The following is a 22,934-nucleotide window of genomic DNA, read 5'->3' on the forward strand; positions in this document are numbered from 1 at the left end:
CGTAATGAACAAGGAATTACAAATAGACGACCTCACCAGAGGCATCAATGACGACGAACCTGCATTCAAGGGAGAAGGACAAGCGGAGCAAGGCACCGCACATCCCGGTGACAAGTGCTGGCAGGACTTCATGGCCTACCTTGAAGCGCCGACGGACGGGAACGGCAAGGCAGACCGTCTGGTATGCAAACTCGACCGCGACCTGGCCGACTCGCTTGACGACTGCGACATCCGTGGCCGCTGCCGTTCCGACCTCGTGAACGCCATCATCCGCTCGTTCTTCGAGAACCACCTTTCCCTACTGGCGCAATACCGCCGCGAGAAGAAATCATTGTTCAACAACTATAACCCCGAATCCCATGCGTAGAATCGACTGGACAGAAACCATGCTCTCCCGGCTTGCCGAGCTTTATCCCGTGGAGACCACCGCACATACTGCCTATATGCTCCAGATAGGCGTGACGGCCGTGAAGGAAAAAGCTCGCGAACTCGGACTGGAGAAGCTGGCCAAGAGCCGGTGGCTGGAACGTGCCGGACATATCAGCCGCCACTTCGACAACCGTTCCTACGCCGAGATGGCCGGCGACCTGGGCGTCAGCCGCACCACAGTCAGCCGCATGGCACGCAAGCTGGGGCTGAGCCGGAGCAAGGCAAAGGGTTACGCGATGTCGTCCCGTGTCCGCAATGAGCTGGTACGCCGCGAACGGCGCAGGGCTGTATTCGGTCTTGACCCCCTCACACGCCTCAAGGTTATCTCACACCGCGCCAAGGTCAGGATACGCTCCAGGCTGAAAGCCAACGGATACATCACCGGCGTACACAGGAACATACTGTACTTCACCGAAGCCACATGCCGGAAAGCCCGGCTGGAAGCCAAGGCCACTAGACTTGGACTATCCTTTCTGCCTTTTCCCGAAGACAATACACCATTATCCAATGCCATATAGCCATGCAGTACGGACAAATCGTTTTTATCCTTTTCGTGGCAATGGCCTGCTATTACGCCTTCCTCATCTTCACGGACATCAGGAAAGCGCAGGCGGCCCGGAACGCGGAAAAGGAGAATCATACGGAAGAAGAGATAGACATATCGGACGAGGCAAGGAGCTTCCGTCCGACCAGAGTCAGCAGGGACGAGGAGAAGAAAGAAGAAGCGGTTAACCACGGGCAATCCGAACCAGACCCTCGACAAGGAAAAGACTTCCGCCGCCCCGGCTACCGTGAGGCCATCATGACCGACGGCATCCTTGTGGACGACCTCATCCATGAAATCGACAGGCTGGCGGAAACCGGCACAAGCGACCTCGGCCTTGTCATATACACCTGCGAGAACGCAAGGTGAGCAAATACACGTTCCTTTAGCGACTCCTGTTCCTTTGGCGATGAAACAACTATTTAATGATTAAAGAAATGCAGACACTAAAAAGAAAATGCCTACGTGCATTCGTCCGTTTCAAACAGTCAGCGTTCGCCCGGAAGGGCACGCTCGCCCTCGTGGCGCTCACCCTCGCCGCCGGCGACGTCATGGCAGGCAGCAAGGGGGCGGCGGGCTTCACCAAGGCCACCCAGGAAGTAAGCTCCTACCAGACTCCCGTCTCCAACCTCATGAAAGCCATTGCGGCGGTCATCGTCCTCGTAGGTGCGTTCAATGTCTATTTCAAGATGCAGAACGGCGACCAGGACGTCAAGAAGACCATCATGCTGACCATCGGCGGTTGTATCGCGTTCATCGCATTGTCAGAGGCTTTGCCACTTTTCTTCACGTAAATCATGGAAGAGAATAAGAGTAATCAAGACGGTTTTCCCGTGTTCAAGGGACTCCAGAAACCGCTGGAGTTCATGGGCATCCGCGGCCGCTTCCTCACACTGGCGGCGGTGGCCATAGGCGTGTCCTTCGTGGGATTCATCGTCTTCTCCATCGCCCTTGGAAAAATTGCCGGGTTCATCGCCATGCTGGTGATGGCCGCCGCAGGGCTGGCCACCATCTTCGTCAAGCAACGCAGCGGACTGCACAACAAGAAACGGGCGAAGGGCATCTACGTCTATAAGAACATCCGGAAAACGGATTAAAGAGAATTGAAGAACTGATAAAAACAGAAAGCATCCTATGGCACAGAACAGGAAACGGGCATTCGAGGGGCTTTACGCCCAGCTGGAAGAGACGGACGGCCATGCCGTCCTCTTCTCCGCCAGGGGCGAGCCTTCGGTCATATTCGAGACGGCCAACCCCGTGCAGCAGCTATGCACGGACGCGGAGCAGTACCTGCGCTTCCAAGACGTGCTCTCCAACCTCGTACAGACACTCGGCGAGGGCTACGCCCTGCAGAAGCAGGACATCTTCTGCAGACAGGCCTACCACCACGACGTGCCGGAGGATGCGGAGTTCCTGACGCGGAGCTACTTCCGCTACTTCGAGGGAAGGGAGTTCACCGAGATACGCACCTACCTTGTCATCACGCAGGAGGCGCAGCGCGGCCAGTTCGTGCAGTACGACCCGAAGAAGTGGGCGGAGTTCCATTCCAAGGTGGCCAAGGCGGAGGACATCCTGAGCGAGAGGCACATCCGCCACAGGCGGCTGACAAGGGACGAGGTGGACGAATACTGCCACCGCTTCATGGCCTTCCGCTTCCGCCACGGCCCGTTCTCCATGAGTAACTTCAAGGCTTCGGACGAGTACCTGAAGGTGGGCGGCCGCGTGGTGCGCTCCTATCCGCTGGTGGACATCGACGAGATAAACCTGCCCTCACGCATCAGGCCCTACACGCAGGCCGGCGTCAACGGCTACGGCATCGCCACAGACCTTTTCTCGTTTCTGACAAGCGTTCCCCATGCGGATTGCGTGGTGTACAACCAGGTGGTGCAGATACCCGGACAGCGCAAGCTGCTCCGCAAGCTCCAGGCCAAGGCCAAGCGTCACGGCTCCATGCCCGACCCGAGCAACCGGATAGCCAAGGCAGACATCGAGGAGGTCTTGGAAAAGCTTGCCGTGGACAGTTCGCTGCTGGTCTACGCCAACTTCAACATCCTAGTGAGCTGCCCGGCGGACAAGGTAACGCCCGTCACTTCCTACCTGGAAACCAAGCTGTACGGGTGCGGCATCATGCCCTCGCGCACGGCCTACAACCAGCTGGAGCTGTTCACCGACAGCTTCCCCGGCAATGCCTACGCCTTCAATCCCGACTACGACCTGTTCCTTACCCTGTCGGACGCCGCCCTGTGCTTCTTCTTCAAGGAACACCTGAAGGAATCGGAGGACACGCCCCTGACCACGTACTACACCGACCGGCAGGGGCTGCCCGTCTGCATCGACATCACGGGCAAGGAGGGCAAGGTGAAGATGACCGACAACGCCAACTTCTTCTGTATCGGGCCAAGCGGAAGCGGCAAGTCGTTTCATATGAACTCAGTCGTCCGCCAGTTGTTGGAACAGCAGACGGATGTGGTCATGGTGGACACGGGCGACTCCTACGAGGGCATCTGTGGCTACTACGGCGGCACGTACATCTCCTATTCCAAGGAGAAACCTATCTCCATGAACCCCTTCAAGGTCACGGCGGAGGAATACAGGCTGAACTTCGGCGAGAAGAAAAACTTCCTCAAATCGCTGGTGTTTCTCATATTCAAGGGCAGCGCATTTCCGAGCAAGATAGAGGACATGATAGTCAACCAAACCCTCGTGGAGTATTACGATGCCTATTTCCATCCTTTCGAGAAATTCACGGAGAAGCAGCGTGCGGAGTTGCGGCAGAAGCTACTTGTAGACGCCAAGATGGATGACGATTACGAGAAGTACAACCATGAGATGGAAGATATTGACCGCCTGATAAACGCCAAGGATTCGCCGGAGGTGCCGGAAAGCCGCGCCCTGCTGCTCCCCTCGGAAGTTAGGCGCATGAAGCTCGTCCGCCAGTGCCGTTCGCTTATGGTCCTCATGCGCGACAAGGCCGCCTCGGAGTCCGAAAGGGAACACGCCGCACATATCGTGGAGAAATACCGCAAGGAGCTGTACGAGAATACCATGCTTGTCAAGATAGACAAGCAGATAGACCGCATGGAGGAGCAGAAACGGCGGTTGAAGGTCAGGGAACTTTCCTTCAACTCCTACTACGAGTTCGCCGTGGAGCGCATCCCGCAAATCACTTCCCTGGAGAAAATAACATTCGACATACACAACTTCGCAGCCATCCTCAAGCAGTTCTACCGGGGCGGCGAGCTGGAGACGACGCTAAACGCCGACCTGGATGTTGACCTCTTCAACGAGTGTTTCATCGTATTCGAAATCGACAAGATAAAAGATGACCCTGTACTTTTCCCCATCGTGGTGCTCATCATCATGGACGTGTTCCTCCAGAAAATGCGCATCAAGAAAGGGCGCAAGGCCCTGATAATCGAAGAGGCGTGGAAGGCCATCGCCTCGCCCACGATGGCGGAGTACATCAAGTACCTGTACAAGACCGTCCGCAAGTTCCACGGCATCGCCGGGGTGGTCACGCAGGAGCTGAACGACGTGATAGACTCGCCCATCGTGAAGGAGGCCATCATTAATAATTCCGATGTGAAGATACTGCTTGACCAGTCCAAGTTCAAGGACAGGTACGAACAGATAGCCGCCATACTGGGGCTGACCCCCGTTCAGCGTCAGCAGATATTCACCATCAACGCGCTTGACAACCACGAGGGGCGCAGCTACTTCAAGGAGGTGTGGATATGCCGGGGACAGCATTCCGACGTCTACGGCGTGGAGGAAGCCCCCGAATGTTACTGGGCCTACACCACCGAGCGGACGGAAAAAGAGGCGTTGAAAACATACCTGCGGCACTACGGCACGGTGCAGGAGGCCATCACGCGCATCGAGGCCGACCGTAAAAAAGCGGGCAGCCCCAAGTACCTGGAGTTCGCCAGACAAGTCAACCAACATCAAAAAGTAATGTCATTATGGGAAAGCTGAAAAACATATTGTTAGGAACATTCCTGTTTGCCGCGTCCGCCCCCACGTTTGCCGGATGGCGCATCGTCATAGACCGTAACTGCATCGCAACGGTGGGCGCCAACCTGGCCTCGCAGAAGCTCATCGAGGGGCAGCACAACCAACGGCTGGACTCCATCGCCTCCAAGAAGCAGAAGGTGGAACTCTACACCGTGAGCATGGCCACCATCAAGGAGCTGTACAAGCTCTCGATGGAAAACATCTCCGGTTTCGGTACGGAGAGTCTTTACTACAAGGAAATCGGAAGTTGCGCCTTCGATATCCTCAAAGACGTGCCGGAACTTATTGAAACGGTGGGCAGGGCGAAGTTTACGAACAAGCTGCTTTGCCTCAATGAACTCGGCAACCTCGTAGCCGAGACCCAACAACTGGTGGGCGACTTCGTGAACATCGTGAACAACGCCAGGGTGCAGAACCCGCTCAAAGGGGAAGCCACGGCGGAGAGGAAAAGCGACGGGTACAACCTGCTCGACCGCTACGAGCGGCTGACCCTGGCCAACCGCATATATACTGACCTTACGAAGATACGCTACAAGGTGGAGGGAATGATGCTCATGGCACAGTATGCCACGGCGGACGACCTCTTCTTTGCCATCGACCCGGAGGGCTGGGCAAACGTGGTGACCATGAAGAACCGTGTCGGTAGCCTTGTCCAGTCATGGAACGGGCTTGTAGCTTCCAATTACTGAACCAGACAACAAGAGCCATGGACTATAATATAAAAGGTATAGGAATTTACAGGGCGTTTTTTGTTGCCGCCTTTATGGCAATCGCCGTCCTGTCGCTTCCCGTCAGGGTATCGGCCGGAGTCATCCCCAAAGACCTCCCGACCATCGAGGCCCTGATTGCCTTGCACAAGGCCGTCAAGAAGGACGAGGACAAGGCCATGCAGCGTGTGGCCGCCAGCTTCGGCGAGCAGTCGCTCCTCACCAAGGGGGCCGGCAAGTTCAACGACGTGCGCACCACCCTGAACACCAAGCTGGACAATGCCCATTCCTACTTAGTGCTGGCAGGCGCCATCTCTTCCACGGCCAACGCGCTGTACCGGTTGGTGAAGGAATACAAGGACTTCACCTCCAACACGTTCGGCCATGTCAGCAAGAAGCCCTTCGTGGCGTGGTACTATGCCGACGCCAACCTGGCCATATCGAGGGAAGTGAAGCACTGCTACAAGCTTTATGCGTCGGTGGCCGCTTCCGGCATCAACCTGATGAAGGCTTCCATGGACGAGAAGCTGAACCTGGTGATGACGCTGAAAACCACCATCGACAGGGCGAGGTACATCATCGACAACGCGAACCTGTACTGCTACCTCATTACCGACTGCGGATGGAAGCCGGATTACATCTGGGAGATACTGAACTCCGAGGTCAAGGACGAGATAGCGAAAACGATAATAGACAAATGGAACAAAGGATATGAAAGTTAAAGAGGCCATATTATTGCTGTGTGTAGTCTTCGCCCCGGTTGTGGCGGAAGCACAAGTGCCCGTCCGTGACAACGAGAAGAAGAAACAGTGGCAGTCCATGGAGAACGGGCCGTGGGACTTCGCGCCCGACTGGTACTATTATTTCCTGCACAAGGGTTACTCCGGCGCGGAAATGTATTGGAAATGGGCGGGCTTCAAGTCCGGCTTCCGTGTCCGCTTCAAGGAATCCAAGTCGAACATCAAACGCATCATGCCCACACGGGTCATATCCGAGGAGACCCAGCGGCAGAAGCTGGAGAAGGTGGAGGAAGAACGCAAATATGTGGAAGAGCTGTACAAGGAGGAGCTTGTCCGGGAGGCCGACCGCGCCGTTGACCTGGTCTATCCGGCCTACAAGGACGAGTTCAACCGGATGCAGGACTGCATCACCGACGGCCTGCTCTATTGCATGACGAAAAGCGGCGGAAAGTTGAAGCCGCAGGTGGACGAACTGGGCAGGCAGAATGAAATCCTTTGCTCAGATATTGCCTATATCCGCAAGACGGGTGTGGGCTACGGACTGGAGAACGCCAAGCGGCAGCAAGCCTATGAGGAAGCCAAAGGAAAGATGGAGGCACTCGTGAAACAGACCGCCAACCTCTGCGCCGTGGCCGCCACACATTATTAGAATTAAAATGTATTACATGAAGATAAGAATACGATTATGCAACTGTCTGCTGTTTTATTGACCATAGGCCTTCCGGCCATCGACGAGAGCCTGGACAAGCTCCTTGTCGCCATGGAGACGTTCCCCAACGTGGCCGTGCTGGGCGACGCGGTGGGACTGGCCCGTATCATCGGGCTGCTGCTCGCCCTCTGCGTGGGTTCCTACGAGTGCTGGATGATGATGCTCGGACGGCGCGGCATGGACGTAATGAAGCTCCTCCGCATCGTCGGCATCTCCATCTGCATCTCTTCCTCCTCGTGGATATGTGACGCCCTGCAGGTGCCCGGCAAGGGACTTGAAAGCGCGAGCAAGGCGATGGCGCAGGCCAAGAACAAGGAGGTGGCCGCCTTCGAGCTGAAGGTGGCTCAAAAACAAAGCGAGTACCTTGACCGGCTGCGCACCGTACAGGATTCCATCGCGACCGCGCAGCAGGTGGCCGCCATCGGACAGGACGCCGCATGGTGGGACAAACTCATCTACAACGTGGAGAACCTTGGCAACACCATCAACAACTACGCCCAACGGGCGGTGGTGGCCACGGAGACCAAGGTCAGCGAATGGATAAACGATGTCATCCGCTTCGTGGGAGAGCTGATTTTCCAGATGTCCTACTACGGCATCCTCGTGGCGCAGCGCATCTTCATGGCCATCATGATGATATTCTGCCCCATCATGTTCGCCCTGTCCCTCGCCCCGCCGTGGAACTCGGCGTGGAGCCAGTGGATGTCCAAGTTCCTTTCCCTCTCGCTGTGGGGCTTCGTGACCTACATGTGCCTGTACTACGTTGACTTCATCCTGCTTTACAACCTGCAACAGGATTTGGTGGCCTACGAGCACCTGCTTCACGGTTCGGTCAACTCATGGTCGCAGATAGGCGCGTTGGGGCTGCAGGGCATCGGCTCCAACTGCATGTACGCCATGGGAATGCTGGTCGGCGCGTACATTATACGTTTCGTCCCGGAAGTGGCCTCGTGGCTCATCCCCGGCGGCGTAAGTTCGGGCGCGGCCACGGCGGCAGGCTCCACGGCGACGGGCATCGCTTCCATGGCAGGAGGCGCGGCCGGTTCGGTGGCCGGGGGCGCGATTTCCATGGTCAAGCCCAAATCAGGAAGATAAACCTAATATTTCAAGAATATGCTCATAGAATCACTGGCACAGAAAACAAGGCTCGCCATGATAACGGTGCTGGCCACCATAGGCGGTTGCGCCGTCATCTGCGGTTTCACCGTATGGTGCTGTATTTCCTTGGTGAACAAGGAAAGGGACCAGATATACATATTGGACGGCAACATCCCGTTCCTCGCAGAACGGGCGCAGCTGGAGGCCAACTTCACGATGGAGGCCAAGGCGCACATCCAGCTCTTTCATCAGTATTTCTTCAACCTGCCGCCCGACAACGACTACATCAAGTGGACGCTCGGCAAGGCCATGTACATGGCGGACGGCACGGCCTTGAAGCAGAAACAGGCGATGGACGAGAACGGCTTTTATTCCGACATCATCTCCTCGTCGGCGGTCTGCACCGTCATGTGCGACTCCATCGACTTCGACGAACAGGAACGGAAGTTCACCTACTACGGTACGCAGCTCATCAAGCGGCGCACCCGTGACCTGAAGCGTTCTTTGGTCACGACCGGATATGTTGAGTCCGTGCCAAGGACGCGGAACAATCCCCACGGGCTGCTGATTACCAACTGGAGGACGCTTGAAAACAAGGATTTGGACTACTAAATGCGATTTGGATATGAGAATCAGAAAGAAACTTCGGGAAAGCAGGCTAAGGACGCACCTGCAAATCCGCGCATGGCTGCAACCCAAACTGGGAAAGGCCGGGGAAAGACTCCGGTTGGCCGGTCGCATCCGTCTGGCGAACATCTGGGCCCGGAAGCATCCGAAAAGGACTTTTGCCTGTGTTACGGGAACATTGTCGCTCTTGCTGGTATGCTCCCTTGTCATGAACAATAGCAAGCCGGACGGGACGGACAACGCACACGGCATCGGCGCCATTGCCAGCATGGAACCCCTGTTCCAAGGCTTCCGCACCATACAGTCGAACAAAGGCCTGCACCGTGCCACGATACAGGAGCTGGCGGACAGCGGACGGGTCATCCGACGGGAACTTGACTCCCTGATAGCCATGCCTCGGAAAACGCACGGTGACTCCCTGCGGATTGTCAGGCAGTACAGGCGGCTGGAGAACATTGTAAAATTCATCAATAACGGAGAACATGATTAAAGTCAATTTCAAACAACCCAAGTACATCTTCCCGGCGGTCATCTTCATACCGCTGTGCGCCCTGGTGTATTTCGTGATGCAGACTTTCGGGAGCGGTGGAGAGCCGGAACAGGCCGTGGCCACCGACCGCATCAACACGGAACTGCCCGAAGCACACGCAGAGGAAGCAGGGGACAAGATGTACGAGATGTCGCGCCGCTTCGGCGACGAGGACGCCTTTACCGCCGTGGGAGGCATCGGCGAGGAGACGGAAGAAAAGGAAGAACCGGGACACGGCTACAGCGAGGAGGAACTGGACGGACTGGACGCAGCGGAAGCGGAGCGCATCCGGCAGCAGCAGGAAATGGAGGAACTGGAACGCTCGTTGGCGGAGTCCAGGCGGCACATCAATTCATACGCCTATGGCAACAATACACCTTCGGACCGTCCGTCTGATGGAAGCAGTGGCATGGGCTACACTTCGCAGGACGACTTCGCCCGTGACCTTGAGGAAATCCAGCGCCGCAGCTACGAGAGGCAGAAGGCCATCGGGCGCGGCCTTGGGTTCGGCAACCCGGAAGCGGAAGAGGCGGCCAAAAGGCAGCGTGCCGACTCGCTGGCGAGAATCCGCAAGGAAGAGGCGGAACGAAACCGCCCGAACCTTGTCATCAAGTCTGCCGACACCAATGCGGACAAGTTCCATACGGTGGCCGCTCCCGACGGTACGGCGGAAGCCAGGCTGATACGCGCCATGATAGACCAGACCACCAAGGCCAAGGAAGGCACGCGCCTGCGCTTCAAGCTGCTTGACGACGTGACGGTGAGCGGCACCAAGTTGAGGAAAGGCACTTACCTCTACGGCACGGTGACGGGATTCTCCAGCCAGCGAGTGAAGGCTACCATCACCAGCATACTTGCCGGGGACAAGTTCATCAAGGTCAAGCTGTCCGTATTCGACAACGACGGCATGGAGGGCTTCTACGTGCCCGAATCCTCGTTCCGCGATTTCGTGAAGGACGCTAGCTCCAACGTGGTGCAGCAGGACATCAACATCGAGTCCGACGGCGGCTACGGCTCCGGCATATCCGGCGAGGCCATTGCCTTGCAGGCCCTGCAGAACATGTACAACTCCGCCACTTCCGCCCTGTCGTCCAACATACGGAAGAACAAGGCGAAAATCAAGTACAACACCATCGTCTACCTCATCAACTCGGACGATGCAAGGTGAACATGATTTGAAAAACAAATACATACTTACTTATATGAAAGCAAGAACCATCTTACTGACTTTGCTCTGCGCCGTGGGCATGACTGCCTACGCCAACGAGAAAATCTATGTCAACCGGGACGTGACCACGCACATCGTCATGCCCGAACCCATCAAGCTGGTGGACATCTCCACCCCAAAGATTGCAGGCAACCAATGCACGGACAACATCGTCCGCATCAAGCCGTACCACGATGAGGGCGATTCCATACGGTCCGGCGGCTACACAGAGAACGAGCTGCTGGGCACCATCACGCTCATCGGGGAAAGACACATCGCGCAATATGACGTCCTTTATACCGAAGAGCCAGGACAGGCGGCCGCCATCTTCGAGGTGCCGTACACCCACACGCAGTCCTACATCAACCCTGAAGTCACCATGCCCATGTCCGAGATGGCACGCTATGCGTGGGCGGTGTACGGCAGCAGGCGCAAGTACAACCAGATCGTGACGAGGGCGCACGGGATGAAGGCCACGGTCAACAACATCTACGCCGTCGGGGATTACTTCTTCATCGACTTTTCGCTGCGCAACAAAACGAAGATTCCCTACGACATCGAGGAGATTCGCGTGAAGCTCACGGACAAGAAGGAAACCAAGGCGACCAACTCGCAGACCATTGAGCTGTCGCCCGTGTTCACGCTCAACTCCACGAGGAAGTTCAGGAAGGACTACCGCAACGTGATGGTGCTGCCCAAGCTGACCTTCCCCGACGAGAAGGTGTTGCGCATTGAAATATCCGAGAACCAGATCAGCGGACGGGTCATCGTGCTGACCCTCGAATACGAGGACATCCTCCATGCGGACGGCTTCGATGCCGACATCCTGAAGGATGCCGCCTATTATCCTTATTATTACATCTCTTATTCCGACAAGCAATGAAGAAGCTCCTGATTATCTTATGCTGTGCGGTAGTTGCCATTGGCGCGTCCGCACAGGGCAAGCTGGCGGTAAACGCCGGCTTCCTGTTCCCCTCCACCTTGAACGCGACCGTAGGTTACGAGCATCCGCTGTCTTACGGGAATGCCGTGGAACTGTACGGAGAGGCCGGCAACCACTGGCAGGAAAAGGATTTCTGGAAAGGCTACTATTGGGACGGCGGCATCGTCTACAAGCACCGGCTGGTGCGCTACAAGAACGGGATGCTCCGTTTCCGCTTCGGGCCACAGTTCGGCGCGGTGCAAAAACGGTTCTTCATCGGATTGGAGGGAGGGTTTGAATACAGCTATGTGTTCCAGAACGGCTGGGAGTTCGCCCTGATACAGAAGAACAACGTGAATTTCTTGCACGGGGACACGTTCCGTAACGGATTGCTTTTGGGAATTAAAGTACCGTTCTAATTTCTATACGAAGCCAACTCTTAATTCTTAACTCTTAATTTCAGTTTTATGGCGTTTGAGGAAACACGGGAACAACAGCAGATGTACAACTACTTCCGCAGCTGCATTTACATCTTCCTAATTATAGAGATTGTGATGAACCTGCCCGTCACGGCGGACAACCGCGTCACGCAGTTCATTCTCGACCTGCTGGCGCGCTTCAAGGTGTTCAACTCGGTGTCGGGCTGCAAGGTGGTGGAGCTGGTGTGCATCTGCATCGTCTGCATCGGGACAAAGGCGAAGAAGGCGTTGAAGTTCAACGTGCGCACGATGGTGGTCTATCCCGTGCTGGCCGGGCTTACCCTTGTCGGGCTGTGCTTCGTGTTCCATGGGATGTACTTCGGCGTCAGCTGGTTCGGCTTCCCGGCCAACCGCATCCTGTACGCACTCTGTTCGGTAGTAGGTACCATGCTAGTGCACCAGGGGCTAGACGGCATCGCCAAGTATTACAACAACAAGGTGGGCGAAGACCGCTTCAACTTCGAGAACGAGTCGTTCCAGCAGTCGGAGACGTTGGTCGCCAACGACTATTCGGTGAACATCCCCATGATATACTACTGGAAGCGGAGGATGCATAGGGGATGGATAAACATCATCAACCCGTTCCGGGGGACGATTGTGTTGGGTACGCCCGGTTCGGGAAAGTCGTTCGGCGTCATCGACCCGTTCATCCGGCAGCACGCCGCCAAGGGCTTCGCCATGATGGTATATGACTTCAAGTACCCCACGCTGGCCAAGACGCTCTTCTACCAGTTCTGCAAGAACAGGAAGGCCGGGAGGTTGCCCGTGAACTGCGGCTTCCGTACCATCAACTTTACCGACGTGGAGTATTCCGACCGCATCAACCCCATCCAGCGGAAGTACATCCCCGACCTTGCGGCGGCCTCGGAGACGGCGGCCACCCTGCTGGCCTCGCTCAACAAGGGAGGCGGAGAGAAAAAGGGCGGCTCGGAGGCGTTCTTCACCAACTCGGCGGAGAACTTCCTCGCGGCCATCATCTACTTCTTCGTGAACTTCCACCCCGTGGGCTTCAAGGACGGCAGGAAGCTCAGACGCTTCATCCTACACGAGGGAAAGAAGCTGGAAATCGTGATAAAGAATTGGGACGACTTCAACGCCATAGACAAGGACGGCAATGTAGTGCTGGACTTCGTGGACGAGAAGGGCAACGATGTCTCCACGGACGAGGACAGGATGTTCGTGGATTTGAACGGTTACAGCTATAAAGACCGCACGGGAAAGCTGGTACGCATCAACCGCTGCTGGTATGAGGACAGGGACGGCAACGAGGTGGAGCCGGACACCGTCACGGGGGAATACTCCGACATGCCGCATGTCCTCTCGTTTCTCGGCAGGCCATACGACCAGGTGTTCAACATCCTGATGCAGGATGACAAGATAGCCTCGCTTATGGCGCCGTTTAAGAGTGCTTACGAGAACAAGGCCAACGACCAGTTGGAAGGAATGGTGGGCACGCTCCGCGTCAACGCCGCAAGGCTCGTGTCGCCGGAGGCCTATTGGGTGTTCACCGGGGACGACTTCGACCTGAAGATTTCCGACAGGGAGCATCCGAGCTATCTTGTCATTGCCAACGACCCGGAGAAAGAACAGGTTATCGGCTCGCTCAACGCCCTTGTGCTGAACCGCCTGATAACCCGTGTGAACTCAAAGGGGAACATCCCGGTGAGCATCATCGTGGACGAGCTGCCCACGTTGTACTTCCACAAGATAGATCGACTTATCGGTACGGCACGCTCCAACAAGGTGGCCGTGACATTAGGTTTTCAGGAACTTCCGCAACTGGAGGCGGACTACGGCAAGGTGGGTATGCAGAAAATCATTACCACGTGCGGCAACATCTTCATGGGGGCTGCCCGTAACAAGGAGACGCTGGAATGGGCGCAGAACGACGTGTTCGGCAAGGCCAAGCAGACCTCGCGCTCCATATCCATCAACGACCAGAAGGTGTCCACCACCATATCAGAGAAGATGGACTACCTCGTTCCTGCCGCCAAGATAGCGGACATGGCCACGGGATGGCTGGCCGGACAGGCGGCGCGTGACTTCACCGCCACGGACGAGAAGATGCTGGACAGGTTCGACATCGAGCAGTCGGAGGAGTTCAAGACCACCAAGTATTTCTGCAAGACGCACTTCGACATGAAGAAGATTAAGGACGAGGAGGAACACTACGTGCCGCTGCCCAAAATCTACGAGTTCAAGAACGACCGGGAGAAGGAAATTCTGCTCAACCGCAATTTCAAACGGGTTAATCAGGAGGTAGAGGATATGGTCAAGGAACTGCTTGGAATGAGCTAAGTGATTGTCTAACTGTTTCTGATAACATATTGAAAGATAATGATATATGAATATTGGTTCGACTTCCTATCTGCCTGAACCGCTTCCTTTGTTGAGCGGAAGCGCATTGAAAATCATCGCCGTGGTTTCCATGGTTATTGACCATTACGCATATTATCTTATGGATGGCAATACAATGGCTTATGAGGTGATGCGGTGCTTCGGGCGTATCGCCTTCCCCGTGTTCGCTTTCCTGGTTGCGGAAGGTTTCGCCCATACGCGGAACAGGATGCGGTACTTCCTTTCCCTCATGTTGTTCGCAGTCGTCAGCGAAGTGCCGTGGTATCTGTTGAACGGTGCGGACGGCACGCACAACGTGATGTTCACGCTGGCCTTGGGAGTGGCGGCATTGGCCGCATTCGAGAGGCTTTGGGAACATCGTATCTTATGCTGTTGTTCCATATTGATGACGGCATGGCTAGCGGCATGGTTGGAAGCGGACTACGAATGGAGGGGTGTGCTGATGATAGTAGTGTTCTACCTGTTGAATATGGGCAAGAACACACCGGTCACTTTGCGCAGGATAATGCAACTGCTGTTTGCTTTTCCGCTGATGATGCACTACGGCATAATCGGTGCGCTGCTTGCCTGTGCGGTCATCTTCCTGTATAACGGCACAAGGGGTTTCATCCACGGGAATGTGGCCAAGTACTGTTTCTATGCCTTTTATCCGGCACATCTGTTCCTTTTATGCATCTGTTGAATGTTCACTTCAACAGGAAGTCAAATAAACGTCCGTCCGCATCCGGGAACAATCCTTGAAAGTGCTTTTCCATCCGCTGGCGCGACTCTTCGGGAGTGCGGTCGGGATGGCAGCTGTCCTTGCCCAAGAGGACTTCAGGCATGGTAAGCAACGACCATCCCCCAGCCGTAGTTGCGCCCGTGCCGGTCTTTCGAATAGACGAAATCCTCCGTGACGATATAACAGCCCATTTCAAGACGTGAGATATAGGTATCGAACTTGCCGCGCATCTTCGTTCCCGTAAAGCCGCAGGCTTTGCGCAGGTCACGGGTAATCATGCTGCCGTTTTCCTGCAATGTCTGAAGTATCATGTCCTCAATGCTGCTTTCCTCCGGATGTGGATACACATTTCGGCGCCAGTTGCAGAAGTCCGGCCACCATTCGCGGCTTATGAAGGCAGCTTTCCGGTCAAAGAACTTGCCGTATGCGCATCCGCTCTCCCGGATGATGTCGCCTTTCCATTCCCATAGCGGCCATTCCCATCCGCCGTCGGGCAACGTGACGTAACGGCATTCCTCGTCAACCGCTTCTTCCGCCGACCATCCGTCCAGTCCCATGTGCAGCAACGGCAGGAAGCCGATTTCGTTGATGTATTCAACCAATCCGCTGCAATTATATATCTCGTTTATTTTCATGGCAACTTTTTTATGTATTCGGACAAGAGTTCCTTAGAATCTTATCCATGCTCTTCCCTTTGGCAAGTTCGTCAACGAGCTTGTCAAGATACCTTATCTCACGCATCAGTGGTTCTGCAATGATCTCAACCCGAACACCGCAGACCGTTCCCTTGATAAGCAGGCGGTCGGGATTCAACTGTGGGGCGTTCTGAAAAAAATCACCGTATGTAATGTCGGTGGCGAGAATTTCCGTAAGCTGTCCGGGCGTGTACCCTGTGAGCCATTGCACAATCTGCCGCACCTCGCTTTCCGACCGTCCCTTCCGTTCGGCCTTGGCAACCAGCAAGGGATAGACCTTGGCCAACGGCATCTGATATACTTTGTTCGTTTCCATGACACATTTATATGATGGCTGTTCACGTTCGTTTATATTGGGACAAAGTTGCTGTTCTTTTGCTAATCAGGCAATTTCCAGCTCGTTTCTTGTCATATTCTACAAAATTTTAGGAAAAGGCGTCGGAAATCATAGGTTTATGCACTTGTAATTATCTATATTCCGCCATAATTTGGTTTATGCTATTCGCCATATTTCACAATGCTGTAACCGTGATGAAACATCAAGATGCTATTTTTGTCATCAAATCCATTAAACATTCGTATCATGAAAGAAAAGGACCTGCGCAAAGAAGCCTATAAAGAAAGCAAGAAGAGCCAACGAAAGGAAACGGTTATTGTCTTTGCAGTAATAGCCGGGGCAGGTGCTCTTTTCTGGTGCGCATTGATTCCGATTAATTTTTGGTTTGGCTGTGGATTAGGCCTTTTCTTAATCGCAGTGGCTTGCTTCTTTGCCCATGCTACCTGGAAGAGGCATCAGACGGAGCTTCACGCGGTTGCGCAAGGTATCTTGACGGAAGCCGAAGTGGTGGAACTGAAGGATGAAAAGGACTCTGACGGCAAGCTGACGACAATGGCCGTCTATGAATTTGCCTTGCCCGGAGGCTCGAAGTACCGCTTCAAGGAATCCGTTTCTTCCTCGATGGCAGGGATTTTGGGGCTGATACGGGTGGGCGTCAAGCTTCCCCTGTTTGTTGACCGGAATAATCCGGACATTTTCTATAAGATGAAACACCGCCTTACGGAACAATCCGTTCCGGATATGGACGATGCCGTCATCAGCCAATACCTCGGAAAGTATGGGAATAGCTTGGACAGGCTACGGCCTGAGGAGGTTGTCCGGGGATACAAGATGTTCGGGCGGATATGGAGGACATTCTTAGGGCTCGTCATCGCCGGTGCGTTGGCAGGCATCGGTTTCGTGGTGTACAATAACTGGCGGAATATGCGCCATGACGACATCGGGCTTCCTCCCGGCGTGTTTATTTCCCTCATAGGCACTACGGAGGTCTACCAGTATTTCCCCGAAACCAATGAGTGGAGCTACTATGCAGATGATTTTGGTGTAGCGCGGACAGCCCGTTGGCGTTATGACAGCAAATGCCGCAAGCCGCTCCAACTGGGCTACACCGGTGCCTCTTTTACATCCCAAGGGGCGAGCGACTGGCCGGAACTGCTCATTCCCGAAAGTTACCGTGATCGGTTGGACGAGTTTGCCGCAGACAAGACGGACAACAGTTTGACTCCTCCATGATTTATCATTTGTCCTATTCACTAAAAAACATATTCATTATGTATCCCGACAGAGAGAAGGCATTGGCCAAAGGCAGACGGAAAGGCAAAACCTTTATCCGCGTATTCTGCGGCATATTTATTTCGGTAGGTATTATCCTGCTCATCGTCGGCATCGCCGTTGGTGTCAGCGGCCACACATTCCGGCAAAAGGCTGAACCGACGGATGCCGTTATCTTGGCCATGCGCGGAGCGAGCAGCGAATCGTTGGGTACTCCTGTCGTGGAATATACCGTAGACGGAAAATCCTATACGGCCATGCTCAACATGGCATCCTCGTCCATGTATCCGGGCAAGCGGATAACCATATATTATCAGAAAAACAATCCGCGGGAAGTGCGCTATCTGGACGATAACGGTTGGCTGATTCTCATCTTCGCGTTTATAGGAACCGTGTTTACCGGAATAGGGACGGCCTTCTGGCTGGTGAAACGCAGCCATGAGCGGAAAGCCCGTCAGCTGTTGGCAACGGGGGAAGTGGTGGAAGCGGAAATTACAGGCATCGGTGAAGATACAAGCAGTTCGATGAACGGACATCATCCTATCATGGTCAGTTGCCGCTACACCGCACCGGATGGACGGGTGTACTTCTTCCGCAGCGGTTCCTTCTGGTATGAAAGCTACGAGATAGCCCCGAAGAAGAAGGTGCGCGTGTATGTGGACCGCAACAATCCGGCAAATTATTATGTAGATGTGGACAGTGCCGTAGGATAAAGAGTCATCCCTTTATGCAAAGAATTATGCGGCTATTGAAATCATTTATCGTTTGGATATGCTTCATCCCTGTGGCAATACTCAATGGCGGATTGCGTGAATATGTACTGGTCAAGTTTATTGGAGAAGAAACGGCATTACCCGTGAGCGGGATATTGCTAAGCGTATTCATCTTTCTGGTAACATGGCTGATGCTTCCCCGTTTGGTAAAAGACTGTGGCATGAAAGGCTGTCTGGCAATAGGTGTTTGCTGGGCGTTATTGACCGCAGCCTTAGAGTCTGCCGCCGGAATTACCGGAGGCAGTACCATTACGGAAATTCTTGCCGCCTACAATCCATCGACGGGCAATCTGTGGGTGCTTGTATTGGCGACGACATTACTGTCACCTGTGCTGCTGAAAATGTTCAAACAGATTTAATTTAGAGGTATTGCTCCAATATACGGCTTAGCGAACGGACATACCTTGGGTCTTCCGCATAGCCGATGTTCTTCAGCCATAGCAGGTAGTTCCCTCCATTGTACTTGTACTGCACTTTTGTATAGTACGCCCTGACGCTTTCCGTCCAATGCCCAAACTCGAAATATTTTCCTGTCCGTGGATTGGTCAGGCCGAACAGGTTATGCTTGTTCCTGCATACCGGGGAGGTGAACCATCCGGTTTCAAGGATAGCCTGCGCCAATACGATTTTCGGATGTCGTATGCCGTTGCGCATGATTTCCGCATAGAGGTTGGGGATAGTCAATTCGGGAGGCATGGATTTTGGGGATGTCCTTTTGTCACCTTTTTGGCCTATTCCCTTCTTCTTTTCTTTTGTCGCCACATGAATATGCAGGGTGTCATTTCTGACACTTTGCGCATCATTGTTGATTGTATCATTCTCTTTTCCAGTCGTTTTCATCATTCTGTTTCCGGAGCCGGGTATTAACTCCGACTCTTTGGTGATGGTATAGAACTGTGCCGATGCGCTAAGGGGCATCAGCAACAGCATCAGGAACGACAGAATAGTGTTGTGCATTTCTTTTTCTCGTTTGGGTGAAAATACTTTTGCAGGGTGTTCAAGCGGTTCCGGCCGCAAAATTAACCCGTAAAAACAAGTATAACGAAATGGACAACAGAAATTTATCCGAAACGCTGCCCTACGGGAAGCTGGCGATGCTGGGTATCGACAAGGAGAAGGCAGACCTTCTTCCGCAAGAGGTGAAGGAAAAGCTGCTCTCCGGCGAGGTCACGCCCCTCATGCAGGTCTCCATCCGCGCACAGAACGGCAACGCCGTCACGCTGCCGCTCAAACTCCAGCTGGTGACAGACCGGCAGGGCAACCCGGCCCTGATGGCCTATCCCGTCAGGGCAATTCTTGAAACGGAACGCAACAAGGCTCTCGGCCTGACTGAACAGGAAGCGGAACGCCTCAAAAAAGGCGAAGTCATACAGAAAGCCGTGGATGTGGACGGCGAAAAGACCCGGCAGTACCTCCAGCTCGACCCTGAGACCCGTTCCGTCATCCACCGCCGTGTGACCGAAATTCGGCTGGAACAGAAGCTGAAGGACATGGAGAAGGTGAACGACATCGAGCTGGGTACGCAGCAGAAGCAGCAGGTGCGCGACGGCAAGCCCGTGGAACTCAATGTCGGCGGCGAGAAGGTGTCGGTCGGCGTTGACCTGAGGGAGCCGCAAGGCTTCAAGATCATCAAGGGCGACCTGAAGGAATGGGAACGCCAGCAGAAGCTACGCTACGATGAGTTACACCCGGAATACCTCGGACTGGTGCAGACCGACAGCAACCGTTGGGAATACCGGAAGGTCGTGGACAGGCAGTCGCAGGAACGTGCCATGAAGCTGCACTCCCCCAAAGAGAATGCCAGCCAAAGTCTCAAACGCTAAATTTATCCGCTTATGGCAAAGAAACAAGAACAGGAAACTGCCGCTGATATGTTGCGGCAGTTCGACTCGCTGAAACAGAAGCATCCCGACGCGATGCTCCTCTTCCGCAAGGGGGATTTTTACGAGATGTACAGGGAGGATGCGGTCAAGGCCGCCGCCGTACTTGCCATCACGCTGACCAGCAGAGTTCTTCCCGGTGAGAAAGACCCCGTCAAATACACCCTGTTTCCCTATCACGCCTTGGATGTATATCTTCCCAAACTGATACGCTCCGGGCAGAGGGTGGCCATCTGCGACCCGATTGAAACGCCCAGGCAGAAAAAGGAAGAAAAAGCCGACCTGAAAGCCGGAGAAAAGTCAAAGGTAAAAGAAGAAATCATACCCAACAATACCGATATGGCAAAGAAGAAGAAAGAACAGGCCGTGCAGGATAAGCCTGTCCAAACTGACCCCAATGAGGTGAAGGAGAAACCTGCCCGTCAGAAAAGCACGGAACAAAAGGCAGGTACGGAACAGAAAGCTGAAGCGAAGGCGGATGCCAATGTGGAGCAACAGGCCGAGGCGAAGAAGGAACGCAAGCCGCGCGAGCCGCAGATGGTGACGGCCGACGGCGGCAAGGTGACCCACGGCCATGCCTACCAAGGCAAGGACAACCCGGAGGACTGGTACTTCACCGCAAAGATTGACGGTCAGCAGCTCAAGCCGCAGAAGATGGACGCCGCTGACCTCGCCGCTTACCAGAAGAAGGAGCTGACCGTGCCGCAGCTGATGGAACGCTACTACCCGACAAAGCTGATGCCGAAAGTGTCGGAGGACACCTACAGGTTCCCCCGGCAGATGGAGGGTGCGGAAGGTTCCGTCGCCATCGAGAAGTTCAATGTCTACAAGGAGAAGGACGAGCAGCGTCCCGACTTCGGCAGGTACAAGTTCTATGCCCAAGTGGGTGACGCAAGGATGTCCGCCGTGGCCTCGCGCCAGGACCTGAACGCTTACTTCGATCGGGTGATGACACCCAACCAGCTCATCGAGAAGAACTTCGGCGAGCGGCTGCACCTGAAGTCCGCCTACGAGAAGTACCGGCTTCCCGAAGGCGTTGACCCAAAGGGTGTCCGTGTGGCGAAAGACCACACCGACAACAAGTGGAAAGTGTACGTGGACATGGGCGACAAGGGCAAGACCGCCCGGCACGAAATCTCCTTTGACGACGGCTATTCGCTTTTCAAGACCCGCACCGCCACACGCGAGCAGATTGCGGCCAAGTACCTCACCCCGGAAATCAACGGGCTGCTCTCGGCCCAGACCAACAGGCTGGAGAAATCAAACTCAATGAAAATATAAGACGAATCATTTTTGAATCAGAACCGACAAGTATTAACATCAAAAGAACAGGAATATGTCAGCAACAATGAATCACGAGGAGCTGGTAGAACTCCTCCAGGAAGGCAAGATAGGCTATCTCCGCTTCGTGCTGGAGGGCGAGAACGGACAGGACTATCTGGAGTGGTGCCGTGCGCACGGCACGGACCCTTCGGACGAGTCCGCCGAGTTTTATGTGGAACAGACGGACATCATGCAGATGGAACGCCAGCTAATCGATGACGGGGACTATGGCATCTGGAACTAACCCTTCATCTGCCAGTTCCGGACAGGCGGCCATAGACCGCTTCGCCGAGATGATGATCGGGCGTATGGAGCAGATGAAGGCGTCCGACTGGAAGAAAGGCTGGATTGGCGGTGCGTCGGGGTACGCCGGACTGCCACAGAACGTGGGAGGACGCAACTATTCCGGCTCCAATTCCTTCTTCCTGCAACTCCACACGGCGGCCAATGGCTACGACCTGCCCGTTTACCTGACCTTCAAGCAGGCGCACAACCTGAAAGCGCACGTCCTGAAAGGTGAAAAGGCGTTTCCCGTGGTGTATTGGGACATGATGGTCAAGGACAAGGACGGGAAAAGGATAAGCAGCGACGAGTACCGCACCATGACGAAGGAGGAAAGAAAGGATATGGAGGTTATCCCGTTCGTCAAGGCGTTCCCCGTGTATAACGTGGCACAGACCAACCTGGCCGAAGTACAACCCGAACGGATGCAAAAGCTCATGGATAGGTTCAGGCTGCCCGAACTCCGCGACACGGAAGGCATGTACGCCCACGCCGCACTCGACAGGATGATAGAAACACAAGGCTGGGTCTGCCCGATACAGGCCGACAAGCGTGTGGACGGGGCCTATTATTCCCCCTCGCACGACATCGTGGTGGTTCCCATGAAGGCGCAGTTCAACACGGGCGGCACGCCGGAGGAAACGTACCGTGGCGGCATGGAGTTCTACTCCACCATGCTGCACGAGATGGCCCACTCCACCATGACACCGGAACGGCTCAACCGTGACGGCATAGGCAGGTTCGGCGATCCGAAGTACGCCAAGGAGGAGCTTGTCGCCGAACTGACGGCGGCGATGATAAGCCACTCGATGGGCTTCGACTCCAAGGTGACGGACAACTCCGCCGCCTATCTGGACTCATGGATTGGCGTATTGAAGCAGGAGCCGAAATTCATCGTCTCGGTCATGGCGGACGTGAACAAGGCTTCTGACATGATACTCGACCATGTGGACAGGCAGCGGTTGGCACTGAACGATCAGCCCTACCTGGCCAAGAACGACCCGCTCGCTCCGCTTGACCCAGGCGAGGAAGTGCCGTTTCGGAACGCTGCCATCGTCAAGACACGCGGCGGAGACTATGCCATCCGTGCCTCGTATGACGGTGTGGAGCTGGGCCTGAAGAAGGTATCGAAAGGCACGGCAAGGACTTACTTCCAGCTTACGGACTACAAGGACAAGGTGGCCTTCCTGAACATGACGGCACGTAAGACATTCGGGCCGGAGATTGCCATGATGGGCAGGACGCAGACCGTAAGTGCAAAGATGGGTATTTAATCCTAAAAGTAATA

At 54.9% G+C, this 22,934-nt stretch carries 27 protein-coding genes; 24 read left to right on the forward strand and 3 right to left on the reverse strand.

Annotation, left to right across the window (positions count from 1 at the left end; all coding sequences use genetic code 11):
- Window positions 1–4: 4 nt before the first annotated feature.
- The 17 genes from NW211_RS06130 to NW211_RS06210 all read left to right on the forward strand — a co-directional run bounded on the left by NW211_RS06130 (window position 5) and on the right by NW211_RS06210 (window position 15,045).
- Window positions 5–367 (forward strand): hypothetical protein, encoded by a 363-nt coding sequence (locus tag NW211_RS06130; RefSeq protein WP_087207491.1) that lies wholly within the window; start codon window positions 5–7, stop codon window positions 365–367.
- On the forward strand, window positions 360–947 hold the full coding sequence (locus NW211_RS06135; protein ID WP_177607989.1) for a MarR family transcriptional regulator: 588 nt from the start codon (window positions 360–362) through the stop codon (window positions 945–947). Before NW211_RS06130 ends, NW211_RS06135 begins: the two co-directional genes overlap by 8 nt.
- Window positions 948–949: 2 nt before the next feature.
- Window positions 950–1,342, forward strand: coding sequence for a hypothetical protein (locus tag NW211_RS06140; RefSeq protein ID WP_087249858.1), 393 nt, complete (start codon window positions 950–952; stop codon window positions 1,340–1,342).
- A gap of 68 nt (window positions 1,343–1,410) precedes the next feature.
- On the forward strand, window positions 1,411–1,767 hold the full coding sequence (locus NW211_RS06145; RefSeq protein ID WP_087330397.1) for a DUF4134 domain-containing protein: 357 nt from the start codon (window positions 1,411–1,413) through the stop codon (window positions 1,765–1,767).
- Window positions 1,768–1,770: 3 nt separating this feature from the next.
- Window positions 1,771–2,070, forward strand: a complete 300-nt coding sequence (locus tag NW211_RS06150) for a DUF4133 domain-containing protein (protein ID WP_258327286.1) — start codon at window positions 1,771–1,773, stop codon at window positions 2,068–2,070.
- Window positions 2,071–2,107: 37 nt separating this feature from the next.
- Window positions 2,108–4,948 (forward strand): TraG family conjugative transposon ATPase, encoded by a 2,841-nt coding sequence (locus tag NW211_RS06155; protein ID WP_258327287.1) that lies wholly within the window; start codon window positions 2,108–2,110, stop codon window positions 4,946–4,948.
- The gene (locus tag NW211_RS06160) at window positions 4,936–5,676 is read left to right on the forward strand and encodes a hypothetical protein (RefSeq protein WP_087249863.1); all 741 of its coding nucleotides are present in this window, start codon (window positions 4,936–4,938) and stop codon (window positions 5,674–5,676) included. Before NW211_RS06155 ends, NW211_RS06160 begins: the two co-directional genes overlap by 13 nt.
- Window positions 5,677–5,750: 74 nt before the next feature.
- Entirely contained in the window at window positions 5,751–6,416 is a 666-nt protein-coding gene (locus tag NW211_RS06165; RefSeq protein ID WP_125105360.1) for a hypothetical protein, read from the forward strand.
- Complete coding sequence (locus NW211_RS06170) at window positions 6,406–7,083, forward strand: DUF5045 domain-containing protein (RefSeq protein WP_125105085.1); 678 nt, start codon at window positions 6,406–6,408, stop codon at window positions 7,081–7,083. The genes NW211_RS06165 and NW211_RS06170 overlap by 11 nt, the downstream gene beginning before the upstream one ends.
- A 36-nt stretch (window positions 7,084–7,119) precedes the next feature.
- Complete coding sequence (locus NW211_RS06175; RefSeq protein WP_087207503.1) at window positions 7,120–8,238, forward strand: hypothetical protein; 1,119 nt, start codon at window positions 7,120–7,122, stop codon at window positions 8,236–8,238.
- An 18-nt stretch (window positions 8,239–8,256) separates the two neighbouring features.
- A complete protein-coding gene (gene traK, locus NW211_RS06180) occupies window positions 8,257–8,853 on the forward strand; it encodes a conjugative transposon protein TraK (RefSeq protein ID WP_087207505.1) in 597 nt (198 codons plus the stop codon).
- A gap of 223 nt (window positions 8,854–9,076) precedes the next feature.
- Window positions 9,077–9,358: a hypothetical protein gene (locus tag NW211_RS14175; RefSeq protein ID WP_375379577.1), complete on the forward strand. Its 282-nt coding sequence runs from the start codon at window positions 9,077–9,079 to the stop codon at window positions 9,356–9,358.
- Window positions 9,351–10,565 carry a conjugative transposon protein TraM gene (locus NW211_RS06190; RefSeq protein WP_258327288.1) on the forward strand — a complete coding sequence of 405 codons (1,215 nt, stop codon included), beginning with the start codon at window positions 9,351–9,353 and terminating at the stop codon, window positions 10,563–10,565. Before NW211_RS14175 ends, NW211_RS06190 begins: the two co-directional genes overlap by 8 nt.
- A 34-nt stretch (window positions 10,566–10,599) precedes the next feature.
- On the forward strand, window positions 10,600–11,487 hold the full coding sequence (gene traN / locus NW211_RS06195) for a conjugative transposon protein TraN (protein ID WP_258327316.1): 888 nt from the start codon (window positions 10,600–10,602) through the stop codon (window positions 11,485–11,487).
- A complete protein-coding gene (locus tag NW211_RS06200; RefSeq protein WP_087207512.1) occupies window positions 11,484–11,945 on the forward strand; it encodes a hypothetical protein in 462 nt (153 codons plus the stop codon). The genes traN and NW211_RS06200 overlap by 4 nt, the downstream gene beginning before the upstream one ends.
- A 48-nt stretch (window positions 11,946–11,993) precedes the next feature.
- Window positions 11,994–14,303, forward strand: a complete 2,310-nt coding sequence (locus NW211_RS06205) for a type IV secretory system conjugative DNA transfer family protein (RefSeq protein WP_258327290.1) — start codon at window positions 11,994–11,996, stop codon at window positions 14,301–14,303.
- A 46-nt stretch (window positions 14,304–14,349) separates the two neighbouring features.
- Window positions 14,350–15,045 (forward strand): conjugal transfer protein TraX, encoded by a 696-nt coding sequence (locus tag NW211_RS06210; RefSeq protein ID WP_258327291.1) that lies wholly within the window; start codon window positions 14,350–14,352, stop codon window positions 15,043–15,045.
- Window positions 15,046–15,179: 134 nt separating this feature from the next.
- Here the strand turns inward: NW211_RS06210 and NW211_RS06215 are convergent, their stop codons facing one another.
- On the reverse strand, window positions 15,180–15,719 hold the full coding sequence (locus tag NW211_RS06215) for a hypothetical protein (RefSeq protein WP_309249697.1): 540 nt from the start codon (window positions 15,717–15,719) through the stop codon (window positions 15,180–15,182).
- 10 nt (window positions 15,720–15,729) lie between these two features.
- A complete protein-coding gene (locus NW211_RS06220) occupies window positions 15,730–16,095 on the reverse strand; it encodes a DUF2200 domain-containing protein (RefSeq protein ID WP_125105091.1) in 366 nt (121 codons plus the stop codon).
- Window positions 16,096–16,362: 267 nt separating this feature from the next.
- Between NW211_RS06220 and NW211_RS06225 the strand changes: the two genes are divergently transcribed.
- The 3 genes from NW211_RS06225 to NW211_RS06235 are packed head-to-tail and all read left to right on the forward strand — an operon-like array spanning window position 16,363 to window position 18,520.
- Window positions 16,363–17,349, forward strand: a complete 987-nt coding sequence (locus NW211_RS06225) for a DUF3592 domain-containing protein (RefSeq protein WP_258327292.1) — start codon at window positions 16,363–16,365, stop codon at window positions 17,347–17,349.
- Between the two features lie 38 nt (window positions 17,350–17,387).
- On the forward strand, window positions 17,388–18,101 hold the full coding sequence (locus tag NW211_RS06230) for a DUF3592 domain-containing protein (protein ID WP_177608005.1): 714 nt from the start codon (window positions 17,388–17,390) through the stop codon (window positions 18,099–18,101).
- A 14-nt stretch (window positions 18,102–18,115) separates the two neighbouring features.
- Window positions 18,116–18,520: a hypothetical protein gene (locus tag NW211_RS06235; protein ID WP_239466059.1), complete on the forward strand. Its 405-nt coding sequence runs from the start codon at window positions 18,116–18,118 to the stop codon at window positions 18,518–18,520.
- 1 nt (window position 18,521) lies between these two features.
- Here NW211_RS06235 and NW211_RS06240 read toward each other — a convergent pair whose 3' ends face one another.
- A complete protein-coding gene (locus tag NW211_RS06240) occupies window positions 18,522–19,118 on the reverse strand; it encodes a glucosaminidase domain-containing protein (RefSeq protein ID WP_204428670.1) in 597 nt (198 codons plus the stop codon).
- Window positions 19,119–19,207: 89 nt separating this feature from the next.
- Here NW211_RS06240 and NW211_RS06245 point away from each other — a divergent pair, with 89 nt between their 5' ends.
- From NW211_RS06245 to NW211_RS06260, 4 genes are read left to right on the forward strand one after another with little or no spacing between them, the layout of a single operon-like run.
- Entirely contained in the window at window positions 19,208–19,984 is a 777-nt protein-coding gene (locus NW211_RS06245; protein ID WP_177608007.1) for a DUF4099 domain-containing protein, read from the forward strand.
- 12 nt (window positions 19,985–19,996) lie between these two features.
- Window positions 19,997–21,322 (forward strand): DNA mismatch repair protein MutS, encoded by a 1,326-nt coding sequence (locus NW211_RS06250; protein ID WP_177608009.1) that lies wholly within the window; start codon window positions 19,997–19,999, stop codon window positions 21,320–21,322.
- 55 nt (window positions 21,323–21,377) lie between these two features.
- Window positions 21,378–21,608, forward strand: a complete 231-nt coding sequence (locus NW211_RS06255; RefSeq protein ID WP_177608012.1) for a hypothetical protein — start codon at window positions 21,378–21,380, stop codon at window positions 21,606–21,608.
- Window positions 21,592–22,920 (forward strand): ArdC family protein, encoded by a 1,329-nt coding sequence (locus tag NW211_RS06260; protein WP_258327293.1) that lies wholly within the window; start codon window positions 21,592–21,594, stop codon window positions 22,918–22,920. The genes NW211_RS06255 and NW211_RS06260 overlap by 17 nt, the downstream gene beginning before the upstream one ends.
- Window positions 22,921–22,934 lie beyond the last annotated feature (14 nt).

This window comes from Barnesiella sp. ET7 (assembly GCF_024733785.1).
In the GTDB taxonomy this organism is placed as follows: domain Bacteria; phylum Bacteroidota; class Bacteroidia; order Bacteroidales; family Barnesiellaceae; genus Barnesiella; species Barnesiella merdigallinarum.